Source organism: Micromonospora sp. WMMD961, from assembly GCF_029626145.1.
Lineage (GTDB): Bacteria > Actinomycetota > Actinomycetes > Mycobacteriales > Micromonosporaceae > Micromonospora.
Genome location: NZ_JARUBJ010000002.1, coordinates 3073152 through 3097774, shown reverse-complemented (window position 1 = coordinate 3097774; position 24623 = coordinate 3073152). Strand labels below are relative to the sequence as shown.

General features: G+C 72.0%; 2 protein-coding genes. Both read right to left on the bottom strand.

Features of this window, described 5'->3' with window-relative positions:
• Nucleotides 1–23: 23 nt before the first annotated feature.
• The gene (locus tag O7614_RS14390) at nt 24–6431 is read right to left on the bottom strand and encodes a type I polyketide synthase (protein ID WP_278138953.1); all 6408 of its coding nucleotides are present in this window, start codon (nt 6429–6431) and stop codon (nt 24–26) included.
• 44 nt (nt 6432–6475) lie between these two features.
• Nucleotides 6476–24595, bottom strand: a complete 18120-nt coding sequence (locus O7614_RS14385) for a type I polyketide synthase (RefSeq protein ID WP_278138952.1) — start codon at nt 24593–24595, stop codon at nt 6476–6478.
• Nucleotides 24596–24623 lie beyond the last annotated feature (28 nt).

Here is a 24623-nt window from a genome sequence, read left to right as displayed (position 1 = left end):
TCCCCTAGGACGGAAGTGGTGGATCACGGAAAGTCGAGTTCGTTGTCGATCAGGTCGAAGATGTCCTCGGCGGAGGCGTCGTCGAGGTCGGCGTCGTCGGACGTGGTCACGGTGGGCACGGCCGAGGCCGGTTCCACGGCGGCGAGCAGTTCCCGTAGCCGGGACGCGATGCCGGTGCCGGCCAGCGCCTCGGCGTCCAGCGCCGAGATCGCGCCGGTCAGCCGGTCGAAGGCGACGTGCACCGCGTTGCCGTCCGGCTCGGAGCCGGTGGTGAGTTCCTTGCCGAGGTGCTCGGCGAGCGTCTGGGCGTTCGGGTAGTCGAAGACGAGCGTGGCGGGCAGCCGCAGCCCGGTCGCGCCGTTGAGCCGGTTGCGCAGCTCGACGGCGGTCAGCGAGTCGAAGCCGAGTTCCTTGAACGCGCGGGTGGCCTCGATCGGCTCCGAGGCGGGGCGGCCGAGGACCACAGTGGCGTTCCCGCGTACCAGGTCGAGCAGGATCCGCTGCTGGTCCGCCGCGCCCAGCCCGGCCAGCCGCCGGCCGAGGTCGTCGCCGGTCTCGGTGGCGGTGGCCGCCGCCCGGCGGGCCGGTGTGCGCACCAGGCCGCGCAGCAGCGGCGCCACCGCACCGCCCTGCCCCCGCAGGATCCCGGTGTCGATGTTCGCGGGGACCAGGATCGCCTCGTCGTGGCGCAGGGCCGCGTCCAGCAGGGCGAGCCCTTGCTCGGCGGTGAGCGGGGCCATGCCGCCACGGGCCATCCGGGCGTGGTCTGTCGCGTCCAGGTGACCGGTCATCCCGCTGGCATCGGCCCACAGGCCCCAGGCCAGCGCCACGGCGGGTAACCCCTGGTCGCGCCGGTGCTGGGCGAGGGCGTCGAGAAACGTGTTCGCCGCCGCGTAGTTCGCCTGGCCGGCACCGCCGAAGGTCCCGGCGCCGGCGGAGAAGAGCACGAACTCGGCGACCGACGCCGTCCGGGTCAGCTCGTGCAGGTGCCAGGCCGCGTCCACCTTGGGCCGCAGCACCTCGTCCAGGCGCTCCGGCGTCAGCGAGGCGACCACGCCGTCGGCGAGGACGCCGGCCGCGTGCACCACGGTGCTGAGCGGGTGCTCGGCGGGGATGCCGGCGAGCAGTGCGGCCAGCGCGTCCCGGTCGGCGGTGTCGCAGGCGACCACGCGGGCCTGCGCGCCGAGGTCGGCGAGTTCCGCGCACAGTTCGGCCGCACCGGGTGCCTGCGGGCCACGCCGGCTGGTGAGCAGCAGGCGGCGGCGACCCTGCCGGGCGAAGTGCCGGGCCATCAACGCCCCGAGCGTGCCGGTGCCACCGGTGATGAGGACGGTGCCCTCGGGGTCCGGCCGGGGCGGCACGGTGAGGGCGATCTTGCCGATGTGCCGGGCCTGGCTGAGGAAGCGGAACGCCTCCGGCGCGCGGCGCAGGTCCCAGGTGCGCAGCGGCATCGGGCGCAGGTGCCCGGCCGCGAAGAGCGCGATCAGATCGGCCCAGATCTCGCGGATCCGGTCGCCACCGGCCTCGATCAGGTCGAACGCCTGGTAGCCGACGCCCGGGTGCTGCGCGGCCACGCTGTCCGCGTTGCGGATGTCGGTCTTGCCCATCTCGACGAACCGCCCGCCACCGGGTAGCAGCCGCAGTGACGCGTCGACGAACTCACCGGCCAGGGAGTCCAGGACCACGTCGACGCCGCGGCCACCTGTCGCGTCGAGGATGCGCTGCTCGAAGTCGAGGCTGCGCGACGAGGCGATCCGGTCGTCGGTGAAGCCGTCGGCGCGCAGCACGTCCCACTTGCCGGGGCTGGCGGTGCCGAAAACCTCGGCGCCGAAGTGCCGGGCCAACTGGACCGCGGCCATGCCGACGCCGCCGGTCGCGGCGTGCACCAGCACCGACTGCCCGGCACGGAGGTGACCGGCGTCGACCAGACCGTAGTACGCGGTCAGGAAGGCGACCGGCACGGTCGCGGCGACCGGGTAGGACCAGTCGTCGGGCACCTTGGCGATCATGCGGTGGTCGGTGACGCCGATCGGTGCCATCGAGCCGGAGAAGAGGCCCATCACCCGGTCGCCGACGGCATAGCCGCGCACGCCCGGCCCCACCTCGACGATCTCACCGGCCGCCTCGTTGCCGAGCACCTGCTGGTCGGGGACCATGCCGAGGGTCAGCACCACGTCCCGGAAGTTCAGGCCGCTGGCGCGGATGCGGACGCGGACGTGTCCGTCGGGCAGGTCCCAGCCGATCTCCGGGCAGGGCAGCAGTTCCAGGTTGTCGAAGGTGCCGCGCTCCCGTACGTCGAGACGCCACGGTTCGTCCCCGTCCGGCAGGACCAGGGCCGGGGTGGTCGCGGCGCGGGCCAGGCGCAGCGCGTACGCGGTGCCGCCGCGCACCGCCACCTGTGGTTCCCCGGTGCTGGTCGCGGCGAGCAGTGCGGCGGCCGAGGCGACGTCGCCGTCCACGTCGGCCAGTTGCAGGCGGTCCGGGTTCTCCGCCTGGGCGGCGCGGACCAGACCCCACAGGGGGGCGTGCACCAGGTCCTCGATCGGGTCCTCGGCTCCGGTGCAGACGGCACGTCGGGTCACCACCACGAGCCGGGCGTCCGGGCCGGTGAGCCAGTCCTGGAGCAGGGCGAGGAAGGAGTGCGTCGCGGCGGTCGCGGTCGCGGCGACCGCCCCGGCCGTGCCACCCGGGCCGAACGGCGCGACGACCAGGTCGGGGCGTCGACTCGGGTCACCGGCGAGGTCGGCGTACGCCACGACGTCGTGTCCGGCCTCGCTGAGGGCCGCGGACACGCCGATCTCGTCGGTGCCGAGGACCGCGACGAGGGCCGGTGCACCGGCGGCGGGCAGGGTCAGTGGGGTCCAGTCGAGGCGGAACAGGGAGGTGCGGGCCGGGTCGTCGGCCGTCTCCAGGGCACCGGCGGCGATCGGGCGCAGCACGAGCGAGCCGATCGACAGGACCGGGCTGCCGCCCTGGTCGGCGGCGAGCACCGACACCGTGTCCGGGCCCTGCGGTCGTAGCCGGACGCGCAGCATCTCCGCACCGGACGCGAGCAGGTCGACGTCGGTCCAGGAGAACGGCAGCAGCCCGCCCTGTCCGGCGCCGGCCGCTTCGAGGGCCAGTCCGATCGGGTGCAGCGCCGCGTCGAGCAGCGCCGGGTGCAGCCCGTACGCGTCGGCGTCGGTTCCTCGGGGCAGGGCGACCTCGGCGTACACGTCGTCGTCGGAGCGCCAGAGCGCCCGCAGCCCCTGGAACGCCGGTCCGTAGCCGTAGCCGCGGGCTTCCAGGTCCGGGTAGAAGCCGTCCACCGGCACGGCCTGCGCGCCGGCCGGTGGCCAGACCGGGAGGGGTTGCGGTGCGTCGGGTCGGGTGGCGCTGAGCAGGCCGGTCGCGTGTCGGGTCCACTGCTGTTCGACGTCGGCGGTGTCCGGCCGGGCGTAGAGGGTGAACGCCCGGTCCGGCCCGTCTGCGGGGGCGTCGACCACCGCCTGTAGTGCCAGGCCGGTGTGGTCGGGCACGATCAGCGGCCGTTCCAGGGTGAGGTCGGCGACGGTCGCGCTGCCGAGCTGGTCGCCGATCCGGATGGCCAGGTCGAGCAGTGCGGTGCCGGGGACCACCAGGCGACCGGAGACGCGGTGGTCGGCGAGCCACGGGTGGGTGGTGAGCGAGAGCCGTCCGGCGAAGATCGTGCCGTCGGCTCCGGCGAGTCCGAGGGCCGCGCCGAGGACCGGGTGGCTGACGGGGGCCAGACCGAATGCGGAGGCGTCGCCGTGGGCCCGCGTGCCGGGGCGCGGCCAGAACCGTTGGTGTTGGAACGGGTAGGTGGGCAGTTCCACTATCGGTGTCGCTGGGATGATCGTGGTCCAGTCGACCGGTGCGCCGTGCACCCACGCCTCGGCCAGGGCTCGCACGATCTGCTCGGGGCCGCCCTCACCTCGGCGCAGCGTTCCCACCGTCGCCACGTCGGCGGTGTCGGCGATCGCACCGGTCAACACCGGGTGCGCGCTGACCTCGACGAAGATCCGGTGCCCCGCCGCGTAGGCGGCCGCGACCGCCAGGTCGAGGCGGACCGGCTGGCGCAGATTGCGGTACCAGTAGTCGGCGTCCATTGCCCCGCCGTCCTCGACTGTCGAGAACACCGGCACCGACCCCGGCATCGGTTGCACCCCGTCGAGCAGACGGGCCAGCTCCGCCTGCACCGGCTCGACCAGCGCGCAGTGCGACGCGTAGTCGACCTTCACCCGCCTGGCCCGCACCCCCGCCGCCTCAGCAGCAGCCAGGAACGCGTCCAGGTCCGCACCCGCCACCGCGACACTGGTCGGACCGTTGACCACCGCCACACTCACACCCTCGGTCAGCAACGGGGTCACCACGTCCAGACCGGCGCTCACCGACACCATCCCACCGGTGCCCGACAACGCGAGCAGCGCCTTGCTCCGCAACGCGACCACCTTCGCCGCGTCACCGAGCGACAACACACCCGCCACACACGCCGCCGCGATCTCCCCCTGCGAATGACCGATCACCGCATCAGGGATCACCCCCTTGGCCTTCCACACCTCGGCCAACGCGACGTGCACCGCCCACAACACCGGCTGCACCACATCCACCCGCTCCAACGGGTCATCCGAGCGCAACACGTCCAACAGGTTCCAGTCCACCAACGGCGCCAGAGCCGCCGCACACTCCGCGATCCGCGCCGCGAACACCGGCTCCGCATCCAACAACCCGGCCGCCATGCCGACCCACTGCGACCCCTGACCCGGGAACACGAACACCACACCGGCCGAACGCGCCACACCGGACACCACCGCACTCGACGGCAACCCGTCGGCCAACGCGGCCAGACCGGCCCGGTGGTCCGGGCCGAGCACCACCGCGCGCTGGACGAACGCCGCGCGCGACACCGCCAGCGAGTACGCCACCGACGATGCGTCGGCGTCCACGTCCGACAGCCGGTCGGCCTGGTCGGTGACCGCCGCCGCGGTACGCCCCGACAGCAACCACGGCGCGGTCGACGCAACCGGAGCCGGCGCGGCCGGTGCGACCGGCGGCTCCTCGATGATCACGTGGGCGTTGGTGCCGGACATGCCGAACGACGACACCCCCGCCCGTCGGGGGCGCTCCCCCGCCGGCCACGGCCGCGCGTCGACGAGCAGCTCCACCGCGCCGGCCGACCAGTCCACGTCCGGCGTCGGCTCGTCGACGTGCAGGGTGCGCGGCATCGTCTCGTGCCGCATCGCGTGGACGACCTTGATGATCCCGGCGACGCCGGCGGCGGCCTGGGCGTGGCCCATGTTCGACTTGATCGAGCCGAGCCACAGTGGCCGGTCGGCGGGTCGCTCCTGCCCGTACGTGGCGAGCAGCGCCTGCGCCTCGATCGGGTCACCGAGGGTGGTGCCGGTGCCATGCGCCTCCACCAGGTCGACCTCGGCCGTGGAGAGTCCGGCGGCGGCGAGCGCCTGGAGGATCACGCGTTCCTGGGCGGGTCCGTTGGGGGCGGTGAGCCCGTTCGAGGCGCCGTCCTGGTTGACCGCGGTGCCGCGTACCACGGCGAGCACCCGGTGGCCGTTGCGGACGGCGTCGGAGAGACGCTCCACCAGCAGCATTCCCGCGCCCTCGGCCCAGCCGGTGCCGTCGGCAGCCCGTGCGAACGCCTTGCACCGTCCGTCACCGGCGAGGCCGCCCTGCCGGGAGAACTCGACGAACGTGCCGGGGGTGGCCATGACGACGGCGCCCCCGGCCAGCGCGAGGGAGCACTCGCCGCGCCGCAGCGCCTGCGCGGCGAGGTGCAACGCGACGAGCGACGACGAGCAGGCCGTGTCGACGGTGACCGCCGGCCCCTCCAGGCCCAGTGCGTAGGCGACCCGTCCGGACGCGACACTGGCCGCGTTGCCGGTGGCCAGGTAGCCGTCGAGGCCGTCGTCGGCCGCGCCCATCAGCAGTGTCGAGTAGTCGTGCGAGTTGGTGCCCGCGAACACGCCGGTCCGCGACCCGGACAGCGACGCCGGGTCGATGCCGGCCCGTTCGATCGCCTCCCACGACACCTCCAGCAGGAGCCGCTGCTGCGGGTCCATGGCCAGGGCCTCGCGGGGGCTGATCCCGAAGAAGGCGGCGTCGAAGTCGGCGACGCCGTCGATGAAGCCACCCTGCGCGGTGTGCGAGGAGCCACGGTCGTCCGGGTCGCCGGCCAGGGCGGCGAGGTCCCAGCCGCGGTCGTCGGGCAGCCCGGAGACCACGTCGGCGCCGTCGGCGACGATCCGCCACAGCTCCGCCGGGGTGGTGATCCCGCCCGGGTAGCGGCAGGCCATCCCGACGATCGCGATCGGCTCGCGGTCCGTGGCTTCGAGGTCGCGCACCTGGTCGCGGGTGCGCTGCAACTCGTTGATCACCTTTTTGAGGGATTCGCGCAGGCGTAGTTCGTCCGCCATCAGAACGCTCCTTGCTCGGGCCGGCGGGGGAAGGGTGTCCGGCGTTACAGACCGAGGTCGTTGTCGACCAGGTCAAACAACTCGTCGTCGGAGGCGTCGGCGAGGGCGTCCGGGACGCCGTCGGTGTCGGCCCCGCCGGTGTTCAGCTTCGCCAGCAGGCTCTGCAGGCGCAGGACGATGCGAGCGCGTCCGCTGTCGTCGACGTCGCGGCTGGTCAGCGCCAGTTCGAGCCGGTCGAGTTCGGCAGCGGTGGGCAGGACCGTCGTGGTGTCGGGCAGGAGCTCGTTCTTGAGGTGCCGCGCGAGCACTGTCGCGGTGGGCCGGTCGAAGACCAGCGTGGCGGGCAGTCTGAGGCCGGTCTCCCGGCTCAGGTGGTTGCGGACCTCGACCGCGGCGAGGGAGTCGAAGCCGAGTTCCCGGAACGCCCGGGTCGGCGGGATGCTGTCGACCGAGGAGTGGCCGAGCACCGTCGCCGCGGCCGTGCGTACCAGGTCGAGCAGGTGCTTCTCCCGGTCCTGCTCGGGCAGGGCGGTGAGGTGGTCGCGCAGCGCCGCCGCCGTGTCGGTGCCGCTTGCCGGGCCGTCGGCCTCCGCGCCGGCCAGCGCGTCGCGGGCCTCCGGCAGGTCGGCGAGCAGCCCGCTGCGGCGGGCCATGGTGTACGCGGGGGTGAACGTCGCCCAGTCGACGTCGGCGACCGTGGTGGTGGCGTCGGTGCCGGCGACCGCCCGGGCCAGGGCTGCGATGGCCGCGTCCGGGTCGAGTGGCAGCAGGCCACGCCGGCGTAGGCGTTCCTCGACGGCGGGGTCGTCCGCCATGCCGGCCCCGGACCAGGGGCCCCAGGAGACGGCGGTGGCCGGGAGTCCGGTCGCGCGCCGGTGCTCGGCGAGTGCGTCCAGGAAGGCGTTGGCGGCCGCGTAACCGCTCTGGCCGCCGCTGCCCCAGATTCCGGCGATCGAGGAGAACAGCACGAACGCGTCGAGGTCGTGGCCGGCGAGCAGGTCGTCGAGGTGGGTCGCGCCGTCCACCTTGACCCGGGTGACCGCCGCGAACTCTTCGGCGGTGCATTCGTCGAGCGGGGTGGGGTGGTCGACTCCGGCCGCGTGCACGACGGCCCGCAGCGGGGTGGGTCCGGCGTGCACGTCGAGGAGCAGGTCGGCGACCGCGGCCCGGTCGGTGACGTCGACGGCCGCGATGGTCACCCGGGCGCCGAGGCTCTGCAGTTCGGCGGAGAGTTCCGCGGCGCCGGGCGCGGCCGTTCCACGCCGGCTGGTCAGGACGAGGTGTTCCGCGCCGGAGCGGGCGGCCCAGCGGGCGACGTGCGCTCCGAGACCACCCGTACCGCCGGTGATGAGGACGGTGCCGGTGGGCCGCCAGGACGGGCCGTCGATGTCGGTGGCGATGCGGACGAGGCGACGCCCGTGCGGACCGCCACGCCGGATGGCCACCTGGTCCTCGTTGCCGGCGGCGAGCACGGAGGCCAGGTCACCGGCGGTGCGCTCGTCGATCTGCTCGGGCAGGTCGACCAGCCCACCCCAGCGTCGTGGGTGGTCGAGGGCGACGGCCCGGCCGAAGCCCCAGACGGTCGCCTGGGACGGCCGGCGCAGCGGATCGTCCCGGTCGACGGTGACCGCGCCTCGGGTGAGGCACCAGAGCGGTGCACCCGCGCCGCCGCTGTCGCCGAGCGCCTGGAGCAGGCGCAGCGCGGACAGTGCGGGGTCGGTGCCGGTGCTGTCGTGCAGGGCCTGGAGGGAGACGACACCGGCCAGGTCGGGGGTCTCCGAGACGATCTGCCAGAGCTGGTCGGTGAGCACGCCACGGTCGGTGGTGGTGTCGTCGACTGTCGTGGTGATGACTGTCGCGCCGTGCTCCTCCAGCGCGACCCGTACCCATCGGGTGTCGTCGGTGGGCGACACCAGCAGCCAGGTGCCGCTGAGGGCCGGTGCGGGGTCGGACGGGAACGGCTTCCAGGTGACCCGGTACCGCCAGGTGCTCACGGTGTCGTGCTGCCTGCTCCGGTGCCGCCAGGTGGAGAGGACCGGCAGGGCGGCGTCGAGCACCTCGCGGGCGGCGCTGTCGAGGTCGCCGGCGATCAGGTCGAGGTCGGCGCGTTCCACGGCGTCCCAGAAGCGGGCGTCGGCGGGTTGCGGGCCGGCGGCGGGCCGTACGTGCTCCGGCCAGTAGCGCTCGTGCTGGAAGGCGTAGGTGGGCAGGTCGACGCGCCGCGCGCCGGGGTAGCAGGGCGTCCAGTCCACCGCGACGCCGCGCACGTAGGCCTGCGCGAGGGCGGTCAGCAACGTGGTCGGCTGGTCCCGGTCAGATCTCTGCACGGGTACGAACACCGCGTCGCCGACGCAGTCCGCGCCCATCGCGGAGAGCACCCCGTCCGGGCCGATCTCCACGAACGTGCTCACACCCATCGACTCCAGGGTGGTGATGCCGTCGGCGAAGCGCACCGCCTCGCGCACGTGCCGCACCCAGTACGCCGCGTCCTGCGACGACGCGACCTGCCCGGTCAGGTTGGACACCACAGGGATGAGCGGCGTCCCGTAGGTCAGCGTTGCCGCCACCGAGGCGAACTCGGCCAGCATCGGCTCCATCAACACCGAGTGGAACGCGTGACTCACCCGCAATTGCTTCGACTTCTCGAAGTGCGCCGCGACGGCGGTGACCTCCTCGGCCACACCGGACAGCACCACCGAACGAGGACCGTTCACCGCCGCGACCGACACCCCGCCGGTCAGCAGCGGCAACACCTCCGCCTCGGTGGCCCGCACCGCGACCATCACCCCACCGGCCGGCAACGCCTGCATCAACCGACCCCGCGCGGTGACCAGCGTTACCGCGTCGGACAGGGACAACACCCCGGCCACGTGCGCGGCGGCGATCTCACCGATCGAATGCCCCACCAGGTAGTCCGGGGTCACCCCGAACGACTCCACCAACCGGAACAGGGCCACCTCGACCGCGAACAACGCCGCCTGGGTGTAGACGGTCTGGTCCAGGTCGTCGCCCTCGGCGATGACGTCGCGGACCGGCCGGTCCAGGTGCCGGTCCAGCTCCGCGCAGACCGCGTCGAACGCCTCCGCGTACACCGGGAAGGCCTCGGCCAGGTCCAGGCCCATGCCCGGGCGCTGCGAACCCTGGCCGGAGAACACGAAGGCGAGCTTGCCGTCGGAGGTCTCGCCGGTCACCAGGCCGCCGGCCGGCTTGCCGGCGGCGGCCGCCGCCAGGGCGTCGGCGTGCTGGGGGCCGAGCACCACAAGGCGTTCGGTCAACGCGGCGCGGGTGGTGACAAGCGAGTGCCCGATGTCGATGGCGTTCGGGTTGTCCTCGCCGGAGACCCAGGTCAGCAGGCGGGCGGCCTGGTCGCGCAGCGCGCCGGGGCCGCGCGCGGAGAGCATCCAGGGCACGATGCCGGTCTGCGGTGCGCGGGGGGCCGGCTCGTCGTCGTCGGCTGCGGCCGGCGGCTCCTCGATGATCACGTGGGCGTTGGTGCCGGACATGCCGAACGAGGAGATGGCGGCCCGGCGCGGGCGGTCGCCGGCCGGCCACGGTCGCGGTTCGGTGAGAAGTTCGACAGCGCCGGCGGACCAGTCCACGTGCGGGGTCGGCTCGTCGACGTGCAGGGTCCGGGGCAGGGTCTCGTGGCGCATGGCCTCGACCATCTTGATGATCCCGGCGACTCCGGCGGCGGCCTGCGCGTGGCCGATGTTCGACTTGATCGAGCCGAGCCAGAGCGGCTGTTCGGCGGGGCGGCCCTGACCGTAGGTGGCGAGCAGCGCCTGTGCCTCGATCGGGTCGCCCAGCCTGGTGCCGGTGCCGTGCGCCTCGACGGTGTCGACGTCGGCGGTCGTGAGATCGGCAGCCGCGAGCGCCGCCCGGATCACCCGCTGTTGGGCGGGCCCGTTCGGGGCGGTCAGGCCGTTGGAGGCGCCGTCCTGGTTGATGGCACTGCCGCGGACCAGGGCGAGGACCTGGTGGCCGTTGCGTCGGGCGTCGGAGAGCCGCTCCACCAGCAGGACGCCGACGCCCTCGGCCCAGCCGGTGCCGTCGGCGGCGGCGGCGAACGACTTGCACCGGCCGTCGGCGGCGAGACCGCGCTGGCGGGAGAACTCGGTGAACGTGCCGGGCGTGGCCATGACGATCGCGCCCCCGGCGAGGGCGAGGTCGCACTCCCCGGACCGCAGTGCCTGGGCGGCCAGGTGCAGCGCGACGAGCGACGACGAGCAGGCGGTGTCCACCGAGACGGACGGACCTTCCAGACCCAGCGCGTAGGACACCCGACCGGAGATGACGCTGGCGGCGTTGCCGGTGGCCAGGTAGCCCTCCACCGCGTCCGGCGCCGCCATCAGCAGCGTCGGGTAGTCGTGGCTGTTGGTGCCGGTGAAGACACCGGTGTGGGTGCCGCGCAGTGCGGTCGGGTCGATGCCGGCGCGTTCCACCGCCTCCCAGGACGTCTCCAGCAGCAGGCGTTGCTGCGGGTCCATGGCGAGCGCCTCGCGGGGCGAGATGCCGAAGAACCGGGCGTCGAAGTCGGCGACGCCGTCGAGGAAACCGCCGGCTGCGGCGTACGAGGTGCCGCGCGCGTCGGGGTCGGCGTCGTAGAGGGCGTCGAGGTCCCAGCCACGGTCGCCGGGCAGCGCCGAGACGGCGTCGGTGCCGGTCTCGACCAGTCGCCACAGGTCCTCCGGCGAGCCGACCCCGCCGGGGTAGCGGCAGGCCATGCCGACGATGGCGATCGGCTCGGACGTCATGGTCGTCGCCCGGGTCTGCGGGGTGGGGCTGTCGTTGGTGCCGAGCAGCGCGGCCAGGTGGCCGGCGAGGGTGGCGGCGCTCGGATAGTCGAAGACGATGCTGGACGGCAGTTGCAGGCCGGTCGTGGTGACCAGTCGGTTGCGCAGTTCGACGGCGGTCAGGGAGTCGAACCCGAGTTCGCGGAAGGGCCGGTCGACGCCGATGTCGGCGACGCTGCCCAACCCGAGCACCGCTACCGCCTCGGTCCGCACCACGTCCAGCAGCCGCTTCGACCGCTCCGCCGGGCTCAACCCGTCCAGGAAGGTGCTCGGCGCGGTCGTCTGCTCGACCGGGGTGTACACCTCGTCCAGCAACGGACGCGACCTGGCCGAGGTGAACGACGCACCGAACCGGTCCCAGTCCACATCCGCGACAGTGACCGCCCGCTCCCCCGACTCCACCACCTGAGCGAACGCCGCCATCGCCACCTGCGCCGACATCGGCGGCAACCCCCGACGACGCAACGGCCCGTCATCACCCGCCGCCGCGACCATGCCACCACCGGCCCATGGGCCCCACGACAGAGCCGTGCCCAGCACACCCCGAGCCCGCCGCGCCGCGATCAACCCGTCCAGGAAAGCGTTCGCCGCCGCGTACGCACCCTGACCACCACTACCCCAGATCCCGGAGATCGACGAGAACACCACGAACGCGTCCAGGTCATCGCCCAACAACTCGTCCAGGTGCACCGCCCCAGCGGTCTTGCCGGACACGACCTCGTCCCAGATTTCCGGGGTGAGGTCGGTCAACACTGACGTCCGCTCCACACCGGCGGCGTGCACGACGGCTCGCACCGGAGCGTCCAAGCTCTGCACCAATGCGCTGACCGCGTCCCGGTCCGCCATGTCGCAGGCGGCGACGGTCACCCGGGCGCCGGCTGCTTCGACGGCGGCGACGATGTCGGCGGCACCCTCGGCCTGTGGGCCCCGCCGTGAGACCAGCACCAGGTGCTCGGCACCACGCTCGGCCGCCCACACCGCGACCCGCCCACCCAACGAACCCGTACCACCGGTCACCAGCACCGTCCCCGACGGCGACCAACCCGGCTGCTCACCACGCACCGCAACCGACCGCACCAGCCTGCGCACATACACACCCGAGGACCGCACCGCCACCTGGTCCTCAGCGCCGAACCCACCCGCCAACACCCGCACCAACCGGCCCGCGACCCGCGCATCCCGGACAGCCGGCACATCGACCAGGCCACCCCACAGATGCGGCAACTCCAAACCCACCACCCGACCCAGACCCCACACCGCCGACACCGCCGGCGACACCACGTCCGCACGCCCGACCGACACCCCACCCGCCGTCACCACCCACAGCGGAGCGGTCACGTCGGCCCGTACGAGTTCCTGCACCAGGGCGAGGGTGGGTCGGGCGGGGTCGGTGAACTCGGTGTCCAGGGCGAAGAGCGAGACGACACCGCTCACGCTCTCCAGGTCGGCGAGGACGGCGGCGAGGACGGCCCGGTCGGCGGTCGGGGCCAGTTCGACGCGGATGACGTCCGCTCCGGCGTCGGCCAGTGTGGTGACGATGTCGGTGCCGACACCGGTCGGGCCGACGACCAGCCAGGGGCCGGTCAGCGTGGTCACGGCGTCCCCGGTGGCCGAACGCCACTCGACGCGGTAGCGCCGGTCGTCGACGAGGTGGGCGTCCTGCCGCTTGCGGTGCCATTCGGCCAGTGCGGGGAGCAGGTCGCCGGTGCTGTCCGCAGTGATGCCGAGACGGTCCAGGTCGCCGTCCTGGATGGCGGCCCAGAAGTCGGCGTCCGGCACGTCGGTGCCGGTCGTCCCGCCGTCGACTCCGGCGAAGACGTCGGCCAGGGTGGTGCTCGGCCAGTAGTCACGGTGCCGGAAGGCGTAGGTGGGCAGGTCGACGAGGCGTCCACCGGGGTAGCACTGTGTGAAGTCGACCGCCACACCGCGGACGAAGGCTCGGGCCAGGCCGGTGAGGAAGGTCGACACCTGGTCGGCGGCGGCGCGTTGCAGGGGGACGAGCGCCGCCCCGGTCACGCAGTCCGCGCCCATCGCGGAGAGGACCCCGTCGGGGCCGATCTCCACGAACGTGCTGACACCGAGGTCTTCCAGGGTGGTGATGCCATCGGCGAAGCGCACCGCCTCGCGGACGTGCCGCATCCAGTAGTCGGCGTCGGGTGTCGTCGCGACCTGTCCGGTGATGTTCGAGACGATCGGGATGCGCGGCGGGTGGTAGCTCAGCCCGCCGGCCACCCGGGCGAAGGCGTCGAGCATCGGCTCCATCAGCGACGAGTGGAACGCGTGACTGACCCGCAGTCGCTTGGACTTCTCGAAGTGGGCGGCGACGGCTGCCACCGCGTCGGCGGCACCGGACAGCACGATCGAGCGAGGCCCGTTGATCGCGGCGATGTCCACGCCCTCGGTCAGCAGTGGCCGTACCTCGGCCTCGGTGGCTCGTACGGCAACCATGACGCCGCCGGCCGGCAGCTCCTGCATCAGGCGGCCCCTCGCGGTGACCAGCGTCGCCGCGTCGGCAAGCGACAGCACCCCGGCGACGTGCGCGGCGGCGATCTCACCGATCGAGTGCCCGACCAGGTAGTCCGCTGTGACGCCGAACGACTCGACCAGGCGGTGCAGCGCGACCTCGTACGCGAAGAGCGCCGTCTGGGTGTAGAGGGTCTGGTCGAGGTCGCTGCCGTCGGCGATCACGTCGCGGAGCGGGCGGTCCAGGTGGATGTCGAGTTCGGCGCAGGCCGCGTCGAACGCGTCGGCGAAGACCGGGTACGTCTCGGCCAGCTCCAGGCCCATGCCCGGGCGCTGTGATCCCTGGCCGGAGAAGACGAACGCGAGCTTGCCGTCGGAGACCTCACCGACGACCAGCCCGGTCGAGGCGGTACCGGCCGCGAGCGCGTCGAGGGCGTCGCGGTGGTCGGCGCCGATCGACACCGCCCGGTACGGCAGGGCGGCGCGGTGCGCGGCGAGCGTGTGACCGACGTCGATCGTGGCGGTGGGGTGTTGGTCGAGGTGGTGGGTGAGTCGGGTGGCTTGTGCGCGCAGGGCGTCGTCGCTGCGCGCGGAGATCAGCCAGGGCACCACACTCTTCGGCGGGGTGGCCGGAACGTCGTCCGGCTCGGTGGTGGGTGGTTCTTCGAGGATGAGGTGGGCGTTGGTGCCGGAGAACCCGAACGACGACACCCCGGCCCGGCGGGGTCGGCCGGCCTCGGGCTGCCAGGGCCGGGCCTCGGTGAGCAGCTGCACCTGGCCGGTGGTCCAGTCGACCTGCGGGGTCGGCTCGTCCACGTGCAACGTCGCCGGCAGCACCCCGTGCTTGAGGGCCTGGACCATCTTGATCACACCGGCGACCCCTGCGGCGGCCTGCGTGTGACCGATGTTCGACTTCACCGACCCGAGCCACAACGGCTGGTGGGCCGGCCGGTCCTGGCCGTACGTGGCCAACAACGCCTGCGCCTCGATCGGATCACCCAGCTTGGTGCCCGTCCCATGCGCCTCGACGACGTCGACGTCGGAGGTCGTGAGATCAGCGGCCGCGAGCGCCGATCGGATCACCCGCTGCTGCGACGGACCATTCGGCGCCGTCAAACCATTCGACGCACCGTCCTGATTGACCGCACTGCCGCGCACCACCGCCAACACGCGATGCCCATTGCGCACCGCGTCCGACAGGCGCTCCACCACCAGAACACCGACACCCTCACCCCACGCCGTGCCATCCGCCCCCGCAGCGAAAGCCTTACACCGACCATCACCGGCCAACCCCCGCTGCCGCGAAAACTCAATAAACGTCCCCGGCGTCGACATCACCGTCACACCACCAGCCAACGCCAAACCACACTCACCAGACCGCAACGCCTGCACCGCCAAATGCAACGCCACCAACGACGACGAACACGCCGTATCCACAGTGACCGCAGGCCCCTCCACACCTAACACATACGAAACCCGACCCGACAACACACTCGCCGCGTTACCAGTCCCCAAGAAACCATCAGCCTCCCGCGGCACCGCCAACAACAACGTCGAATAATCCTGACCATTCGTCCCCGTGAACACACCAACCGCAGAACCCCGCAACCCCAGCGGATCAACCCCCGCCGACTCCAACGCCTCCCACGACACCTCCAACAACAACCGCTGCTGCGGATCCATCGCCAACGCCTCCCGAGGCGACACCCCGAAAAACGACGCGTCAAAACCCGCCACACCCGTCAAAAACCCGCCCGCAGACACATACGACGTCCCGAACGACTCCCCATCACCCACCAACCCCGCCAAATCCCAACCCCGATCCGACGGAAACTCCACCACCCCATCCCCACCCGACACCACAAAATCCCACAACTCATCCGGCGACCCCACACCACCCGGAAAACGACACGCCATACCCACAATCGCCACCGGCTCATCCACCACAACCGACGACGACACCACCTCCGAAACACCCGAATCCCCACCCAACAACAACCCCAGATAACCCGCCAACACACCCGCCGACGGATAATCAAAAACCACACTCGACGGCAACGACAAACCCGTCACCACATTCAACCGATTACGCAACTCCACCGCAGTCAACGAATCGAACCCGAGTTCGCGGAAGGGCCGGTCGACGCCGATGTCGGCGACGCTGCCCAACCCGAGCACCGCTACCGCCTCGGTCCGCACCACGTCCAGCAGCCGCTTCGACCGCTCCGCCGGGCTCAACCCGTCCAGAAAGGTGCTCGGCGCGGTCGTCTGCTCGACCGGGGTGTACACCTCCTCCAGCAACGGACGCGACCTGGCCGAGGTGAACGACGCACCGAACCGGTCCCAGTCCACATCCGCGACAGTGACCGCCCGCTCCCCCGACTCCACCACCTGAGCGAACGCCGCCATCGCCACCTGCGCCGACATCGGCGGCAACCCCCGACGACGCAACGGCCCGTCATCACCCGCCGCCGCGACCATCCCACCGTCAGCCCACGGACCCCACGACACCGCCGTGCCCAGCACACCCCGAACCCGCCGCGCCGCGATCAACCCGTCCAGGAAAGCGTTCGCCGCCGCGTACGCACCCTGACCACCACTACCCCACACCCCGGAGATCGACGAGAACACCACGAACGCGTCCAGGTCATCGGGGAGCAGCTCGTCCAGGTGCACCGCCCCAGCGGTCTTCCCGATGAACACCTCGTCCCACACCTCAGGGGTGGTCTCGGTCAACAGAGCGGAGCGCTCCACACCGGCGGCGTGCACCACCGCCCGGACCGGAGTGTCGAGACCGTCGAGCAAGGCCCGAACCGCGTCGCGGTCGCCCATGTCACAGGCGGCGACGGTCACCCGGGCGCCGGCCGCCTCGACCGCAGTAGCCACATCGGCCGCGCCGGCGGCCTGCGGGCCGCGCCGCGACACCAACACCAGGTGCTCGGCACCGTGCGTGGCAGCCCACACCGCGACGCGGCCACCCAACGAACCCGTACCGCCGGTCACCAGAACCGTCCCCGACGGCGACCAACCCGGTTGCTCACCGGCCACCGCAGCCGAGTGCACCAACCGCCGCACGTACACACCGGAGGACCGCACCGCGAGCTGGTCCTCGGCACCGAACCCACCGGCCAACACCCGCACCAAACGGGCGCCGACCCGCGCATCCCGGGCAGCCGGGACATCGACCAGGCCACCCCACAGGTGCGGCATCTCCAAGCCGACCACCCGACCCAGACCCCACACCGCCGACACCGCCGGCGACACGACGTCCGCGCGCCCGACCGACACGCCACCTGTCGTCACCACCCACAGGGGAGCGGTCACCTCCTGGTCGGCGAACTGCTGGACCAGGGCGAGCAGGTCGGCTCCCGTGTCGGCCACGGCGATGATGCCCGCGATCGGTGCGGACAGGTCGGTCAGGTCGGTCGCCTCGTGGGCGTGGCGCACGTCGGCTCCGGCCTCGGTGAGCGTCCGCGCCAGGAAGCCGACGAGGTTCTGGTCGCTGGGGTCGGCCCCGACGATCAGCCAGTGGCCGTCGAGGGTGTCGGCGGTGTCGCCGGTGACCGGACGCCACGTGGTCCGGTAGCGCCAGCCGTCGACCACTTCGGCGTCCTGGCGCTTGCGGCGCCACTGGGCCAGCGCGGGGAGCAGGTCACCCGCGCTGTCCGCGGTGATGCCCAACCGGGCCAGGTCGCCGTCTTCGATGGCGGCCCAGAAGTCGGCGTCGGCCGGCTCGCCGGCGGCGGTCGCGGCGACCGGTTCGGGAGCACTCGGCCAGTAGCGCTCGTGCTGGAAGGCATAGGTGGGAAGGTCGACCATCCGCCCGCCGGTCAGGCACGGCGTCCAGTCGACAGCGACGCCGCGCACGAAGACCTGCGCCAGCGCGGTCAGCAACGTGGTCGGTTGGTCCCGGTCAGATCGTTGCACGGGTACGAACACCGCGTCGGAGACACAGTCCGCGCCCATCGCGGAGAGCACCCCGTCCGGGCCGATCTCCACGAACGTGCTCACACCCAGGGACTCCAGGGTGGTGATGCCGTCGGCAAACCGGACCGCTTCCCGCACGTGCCGCACCCAGTACGCCGCGTCCTGCGACGACGCGACCTGCCCGGTCACGTTCGACACCACCGGGACGCGCGGCGACGCATAGGCCAGGGATTCCGCCACCTGCGCGAACTCGGCCAGCATCGGCTCCATCAACACCGAATGGAACGCATGACTCACCCGCAACCGCTTCGACTTCTCGAAGTGCCCCGCGACAGCGGCCACCTCGTCGGCCACACCCGACAGCACCACCGAGCGCGGGCCGTTGATAGCGGCAATCGACACCCCGCCGGTCAACAGCGGCAACACCTCCGCCTCGGTGGCCCGCACCGCCACCATCACCCCGCCGCTCGGAAGGGCCTGCATCAGGCGACCCCGGGCCGTCACCAGCGTCGCCGCATCGGGCAGGGACAGCACCCCGGCGACGTGCGCGGCGGCGATCTCACCGATCGAGTGCCCCACCAGGTAGTTCGGCCTGACACCGAACGACTCCACCAGGCGGTACAGCGCCACCTCGACGGCGAACAACGCCGCCTGGGTGTGGACGGTCTGGTCGAGGGCCTTCGCGTCGGCGGCGATCACGTCCCGGATCGGTCGATCGAGGTGCCGGTCCAACTCGGCACAGACCGCGTCGAACGCCTCCGCGTACACCGGGAACGTGTCGTAGAGATCCAGGCCCATGCCGGGCCGCTGCGAACCCTGGCCGGAGAAGACGAATGCGGTGCGCCCGCCCTGTGCGGTGCCGGTGACCAGACCGGGAGCCGTGGCTCCTGCGGCGAGAGCAGTGAGCGCAGCTTGCCGATCCTCAGTCAGGACGACGGCCCGGTGGGCGAGGGTGGCGCGGGCGGCCAGCGAACGCCCGACGTCTACCGGGCCGATCTCGGGCCGCTGGTCGAGGTGGTGGGTGAGGCGGGTGGCCTGGGCGCGCAGGGCGTCGGCACTACGCGCGGAGATCAACCACGGCACCACCGCGCTGGTCGCACCGAGCGACCTGTCACTCGGCGCGACGACCGGAGAGTCGACGGACTCGGTGGTGGGTGGTTCTTCGAGGATGAGGTGGGCGTTGGTGCCGGAGAACCCGAACGACGACACCCCGGCCCGGCGGGGTCGGCCGGCCTCGGGCTGCCAGGGCCGGGCCTCGGTGAGCAGCTGCACCGCACCGGCGGTCCAGTCGACCTGCGGGGTCGGCTCGTCCACGTGCAACGTCGCCGGCAGCACCCCGTGCTTGAGGGCCTGCACCATCTTGATCACACCGGCGACCCCTGCGGCGGCCTGCGTGTGACCGATGTTCGACTTCACCGACCCCAACCACAACGGCTGGTGGGCCGGCCGGTCCTGGCCGTACGTGGCCAACAACGCCTGCGCCTCGATCGGATCACCCAGCTTGGTGCCCGTCCCATGCGCCTCGACGACGTCGACGTCGGAGGTCGTGAGATCAGCGGCCGCGAGCGCCGATCGGATCACCCGCTGCTGCGACGGACCATTCGGCGCGGTCAAACCATTCGACGCACCGTCCTGATTGACCGCACTACCGCGCACCACCGCCAACACGCGATGCCCATTAGCCACCGCGTCCGACAGGCGCTCCACCACCAGAACACCGACACCCTCACCCCACGCCGTGCCATCCGCCCCCGCAGCAAAAGCCTTACACCGACCATCACCGGCCAACCCCCGCTGCCGCGAAAACTCAATAAACGTCCCCGGCGTCGACATCACCGTCACACCACCAGCCAACGCCAAACCACACTCACCAGACCGCAACGCCTGCACCGCCAAATGCAACGCCACCAACGACGACGAACACGCCGTATCCACAGTGACCGCAGGCCCCTCCACACCTAACACATACGAAACCCGACCCGACAACACACTCGCCGCGTTACCAGTCCCCAAGAAACCATCAGCCTCCCGCGGCACCGCCAACAACAACGTCGAATAATCCTGACCATTCGTCCCCGTGAACACACCAACCGCAGAACCCCGCAACCCCAGCGGATCAACCCCCGCCGACTCCAACGCCTCCCACGACACCTCCAACAACAACCGCTGCTGCGGATCCATCGCCAACGCCTCCCGAGGCGACACCCCGAAAAACGACGCGTCAAAACCCGCCACACCCGTCAAAAACCCGCCCGCAGACACATACGACGTCCCGAACGACTCCCCATCACCCACCAACCCCGCCAAATCCCAACCCCGATCCGACGGAAACTCCACCACCCCATCCCCACCCGACACCACAAAATCCCACAACTCATCCGGCGACCCCACACCACCCGGAAAACGACACGCCATACCCACAATCGCCACCGGCTCATCCACCACAACCGACGACGACACCACCTCCGAAACACCCGAATCCCCACCCAACAACAACCCCAGATAACCCGCCAACACACCCGCCGACGGATAATCAAAAACCACACTCGACGGCAACGACAAACCCGTCACCACATTCAACCGATTACGCAACTCCACCGCAGTCAACGAATCGAACCCGAGTTCCTTGAACGGCTGGTCGGCGTCGATCAGACCGGCGCCGCTGTGCCCGAGGACGGCAGCCGCGCTGGTGACCACCAGGTCGAGCAGTTCGCGGGACCGCTCCTCGGTGCTCATCGAGGCGTACCGGCCGGCTGCGGGAGCGGTCGGCGTCGCGTCGGTGCTCTGGAGTCGAATGTGGTCGGGCAGCGCGTCGACCAGCGGGCGGACCCGGGCGGACGCGTACATCGGGAGGAAGCGGTCCCAGTCGACGTCGGCGATCGTCACGCTGGTCTCGTCGCGGTCGAGGACCGACTGGAGGCCGGAGAGGGCGAGTTCCGGGTCGAGGGTGAGCAGTCCGCGCCGACGTAGCTGCTCGGTGATCTCCGGGTCGTCGGCCATGCCCCCGCCGGCCCAGACGCCCCAGGCGATCGAGGTGGCCGCGAGACCACGGGCGCGACGCCACTCGGCGAACGCGTCGAGGAAGGCGTTGCCGGCCGAGTACGCGGCCTGCCCGCCGCTGCCCCAGACGCCGGAGATGGAGGAGAACAGGACGAAGGTGCTGGGCTCGTCGCCGAGCGCGGCGTCCAGGTTGATCGCACCGGCGACCTTGGCGGCCAGGACGGCGTCGAGATCGGCGGCGGTGGCGGTGTTGAGATCGGTGTGATGGTCGACGCCGGCGGCGTGCACCACTGTGTCGACCCGCTCGCCGGCCGCCCGCAGTTGCTGGACGAGCCGGTTCACCTCGTCCGGGTCGGCGACGTCGCAGGCGCTGACTGTCACCCGGGCCCCGTGGCGTCGCACCTCGGCGGCCACCACGTCGGCGTCGGGTGCCTGGAGACCGCGACGGCTGACCAGGACCACGTGTTCGGCTCCCCGGACGGCGACCCAGCTCGCCACCCGAGCACCGAGGCCACCGGTTCCACCGGTGACCAGGACGGTGCCGTGCGGCAGCCACGCGTGACAGGGCGCGGCCTCGGTGTACGGGTGACGCAACAGTCGGCGTACGTAGGTGCCGGAGCCGCGTACCGCGATCTCGTCCTCGCCGCTGCCGTGCAGCGCGGCGACCACCCGGTCGGCGGCGCGCTGGTCCAGCTTCTCCGGCAGGTCGACGAGGCCACCCCAGAGGTGGGGGCGTTCCAGGCCGAGGACCCGACCGAGGCCCCAGGCCAGGGCCTGGCGGGGCGCGTCGAGGTGGTCCGCGCGGCCGGTGGAGACGGCGCCCCGGGTGGCGGCCCAGAGTGGCGCTTCCAGGTCCGCGTCGGCGCACGCCTGCGCGACGGTCAGGAGGGCCGCGGCCGGGTCGAGCGTGGGGTCCAGGGCGAGCAGGGACAGGATGCCGTCGGTGGGCCCGGCGGCGCGCAGTCGTTCGGTGAGGGCGGCGCGATCGGGTGTCACGGTGAGCACTGTGGCGTCGCCGAGCGCGGACAGCAGCAGCGTGGTGTCGTCGGCGTCGGTGCCGGTCAGCACGATCCACCGGCCGGTCGTCGGCGGGTGGGGTGCACCGGTCAGCGGTTCCCAGCCGATCCGGTAGCGCAGCGTGTCGAGCACCGCGTGGGTGTGCCGGCGTCGCCGCCACGCGGAGAACGCCGGCAGCAGCGCTTCCAGGGTCTCGCGGTCCTCGTCGGAGCCGAGGCCGAGGGTTTCCGCGAGGAAGCCGGTGTCCTGGCGCTCGATCGCCGACCAGAAATGTCCGTCGGCCGGGTCGCCAGCCGTCTCGGCCCGCTCGGCGGGTGGCGAGGTGAGCCAGTACTGCTGCCGTTGGAAGGGGTAGGTGGGCAGGTCGACCAGTCGCCCGCCGGTCAGACACGGCGTCCAGTCGACAGCGACACCGCGCACGAAGACCTGCGCCAGCGCGGTCAGCAACGTGGCAGGTTGGGCCCGGTCAGATCGCTGCACGGGTACGAACACCGCGTCGCTCACGCAGTCCGCGCCCATCGCGGAGAGCACCCCGTCCGGGCCGATCTCCACGAACGTGCTCACACCCATCGACTCCAGGGTGGTGATGCCGTCGGCGAAGCGCACCGCCTCCCGCACGTGCCGCACCCAGTACGCCGCGTCCTGCGACGACGCGACCTGCCCGGTCACGTTCGACACCACCGGGATACGCGGCGACCCGTAGGCCAGGGATTCCGCCACCTGCGCGAACTCGGCCAGCATCGGCTCCATCAACACCGAATGGAACGCATGACTCACCCGCAACCGCTTCGACTTCTCGAACCGGGCCGCCACGGCCATGACCTCGTCCGCGACGCCGGACAGCACCACCGACCGGGGGCCATTGATCGCCGCGACCGACACCCCGCCGGTCAACAGCGGCAACACCTCCGCCTCGGTCGCCCGCACCGCCACCATCACCCCACCGGCCGGAAGCGCCTGCATCAGGCGACCCCGGGCCGTCACCAGCCTCGCCGCATCGGGCAGGGACAGCACCCCGGCGACGTGCGACGCGGCGATCTCACCAATGGAGTGCCCCACCAGGAAATCCGGAGTCACCCCGAACGACTCCACCAGACGGAACAACGCCACCTCGACCGCGAACAACGCCGACTGCGTGTACACCGTCTGGTCCAAGTCGTCGCCCTCGGCGATGACCTCCCGCACCGGACGATCCAGGTGCCGGTCCAACTCGGCGCACGCCGCGTCGAACGCCTCCGCGAACACCGGGAACGACGACGCCAGGTCCAAGCCCATGCCCCGGCGCTGCGAACCCTGACCGGAGAACACGAACGCCGTCTTGCCCCGCGCCACCGACCCGACAACCGGGCCGGGCTCACCAGCCGCGACCGCCGCCAGCTCGTCGCGCCCGAACACGACCGCCCGATGCGCGTGCGTCGACCGCGACGACACCAACGAGAACCCGACGTCCACCGGGTCGGCGTCCACGGGAATCAGCCGGGCCGCCTGCGCGCGCAGCGCCTCCGGGGACCGCGCCGACAACACCCACGGCACCAGGGCGGGCACGACGGCCTCGTCGCGGGGCGACAGCTCGGCGGCCGGCGGTTCCTCGATGATGACGTGCGCGTTCGTGCCGGAGACCCCGAACGACGACACCCCGGCGCGGCGCGGTCGGTCGTCGGCGTCCGGCCACGGCCGGGCCGTGGTGAGCAGCTCCACCGCGCCCGCCGACCAGTCCACCTGCGGCGTCGGCTCGTCCACGTGCAGAGTTCGCGGCATGGTCCGGTGCCGCATCGCCATCAGCATCTTGATGATGCCGGCGACGCCGGCGGCGGCCTGGGTGTGCCCGATGTTCGACTTGATCGAGCCGAGCCACAGTGGCTGGTCGGCGGGCCGGTCCTGGCCGTAGGTGGCGAGCAGCGCCTGGGCTTCGATCGGGTCGCCGAGGGTGGTGCCGGTGCCGTGGGCCTCGACGAGGTCGACGTGCTCGGCGGGGACCCGGGCGTTGGCCAGGGCGCTGCGGATGACCCGCTGCTGGGCCGGGCCGTTCGGGGCGGTCAGGGCGCTGCTGGCACCGTCCTGGTTGACCGCGGTGCCGCGGACGACGCCGAGGACGCGGTGACCGTTGCGGACCGCGTCGGAGAGCCGTTCCAGGAGCAGCATGCCGGCACCCTCGGCCCAGCCGGTCCCGTCGGCGGCGGCGGCGAACGACTTGCACCGGCCGTCGGTCGAGAGTCCCCGCTGCTTACTGAAGTCGACGAAGACGACCGGGGTGGCCATCACGGCGACGCCGCCGGCCAGGGCGAGGGAGCACTCCTCCTGGCGCAGCGACTGGACGGCCAGGTGCAGCGCGACCAGCGACGACGAGCAGGCGGTGTCCACGGTGACCGCCGGCCCCTCCAGGCCCAGGGTGTACGCGACCCGGCCGGAGGCGACGCTGCCGGAGTTTCCGGTGCCCAGGTAGCCGGCGACGTCGTCCGGGATGCTGGTCAGGTTGACCGCGTAGTCGTGGTACATGACGCCGGCGAACACCCCGGTGCGGCTGCCCCGCAACCGGGTCGGGTCGATCCCGGCCCTTTCGAAGGTCTCCCAGGACGTCTCCAGCAGCAGGCGCTGCTGCGGGTCCATGGCGATCGCCTCACGGGGTGAGATGCCGAAGAAGGCCGGGTCGAACCGGCCCGCCTCGTGCAGGAAGCCACCCTCGTGGGTGTACGACGTCCCGGGGTGGTCGGGGTCGGGGTGGTAGAGCGACTCCAGGTCCCATCCACGGTCGACGGGGAACTCGGTGATGCCGTCCCGCTCGTCGGCGACCAGACGCCACAGGTCCTCGGGGGTCTCCACACCGCCGGGGTAGCGGCAGGCCATGCCGATGATCGCGATCGGCTCGCGGTCGCGCTCCTCCATCTCGCGCAACCGCTGACGGGTGTCGCGCAGGTCGCTGGTGGCGCGCTTGAGGTAGTCCAGGAGCTTGGCTTCGTCGGCCATCAGAACGTCACTCCCCGTCGGTGTTCCA

What these genes read in the sequence shown, in the direction of transcription:
- O7614_RS14390 (WP_278138953.1), bottom strand. Translation starts at nt 6,431, where the DNA reads ATGGCGGACGAACTACGCCTGCGCGAATCCCTCAAAAAGGTGATCAAC.
- O7614_RS14385 (WP_278138952.1), bottom strand. Translation starts at nt 24,595, where the DNA reads ATGGCCGACGAAGCCAAGCTCCTGGACTACCTCAAGCGCGCCACCAGC.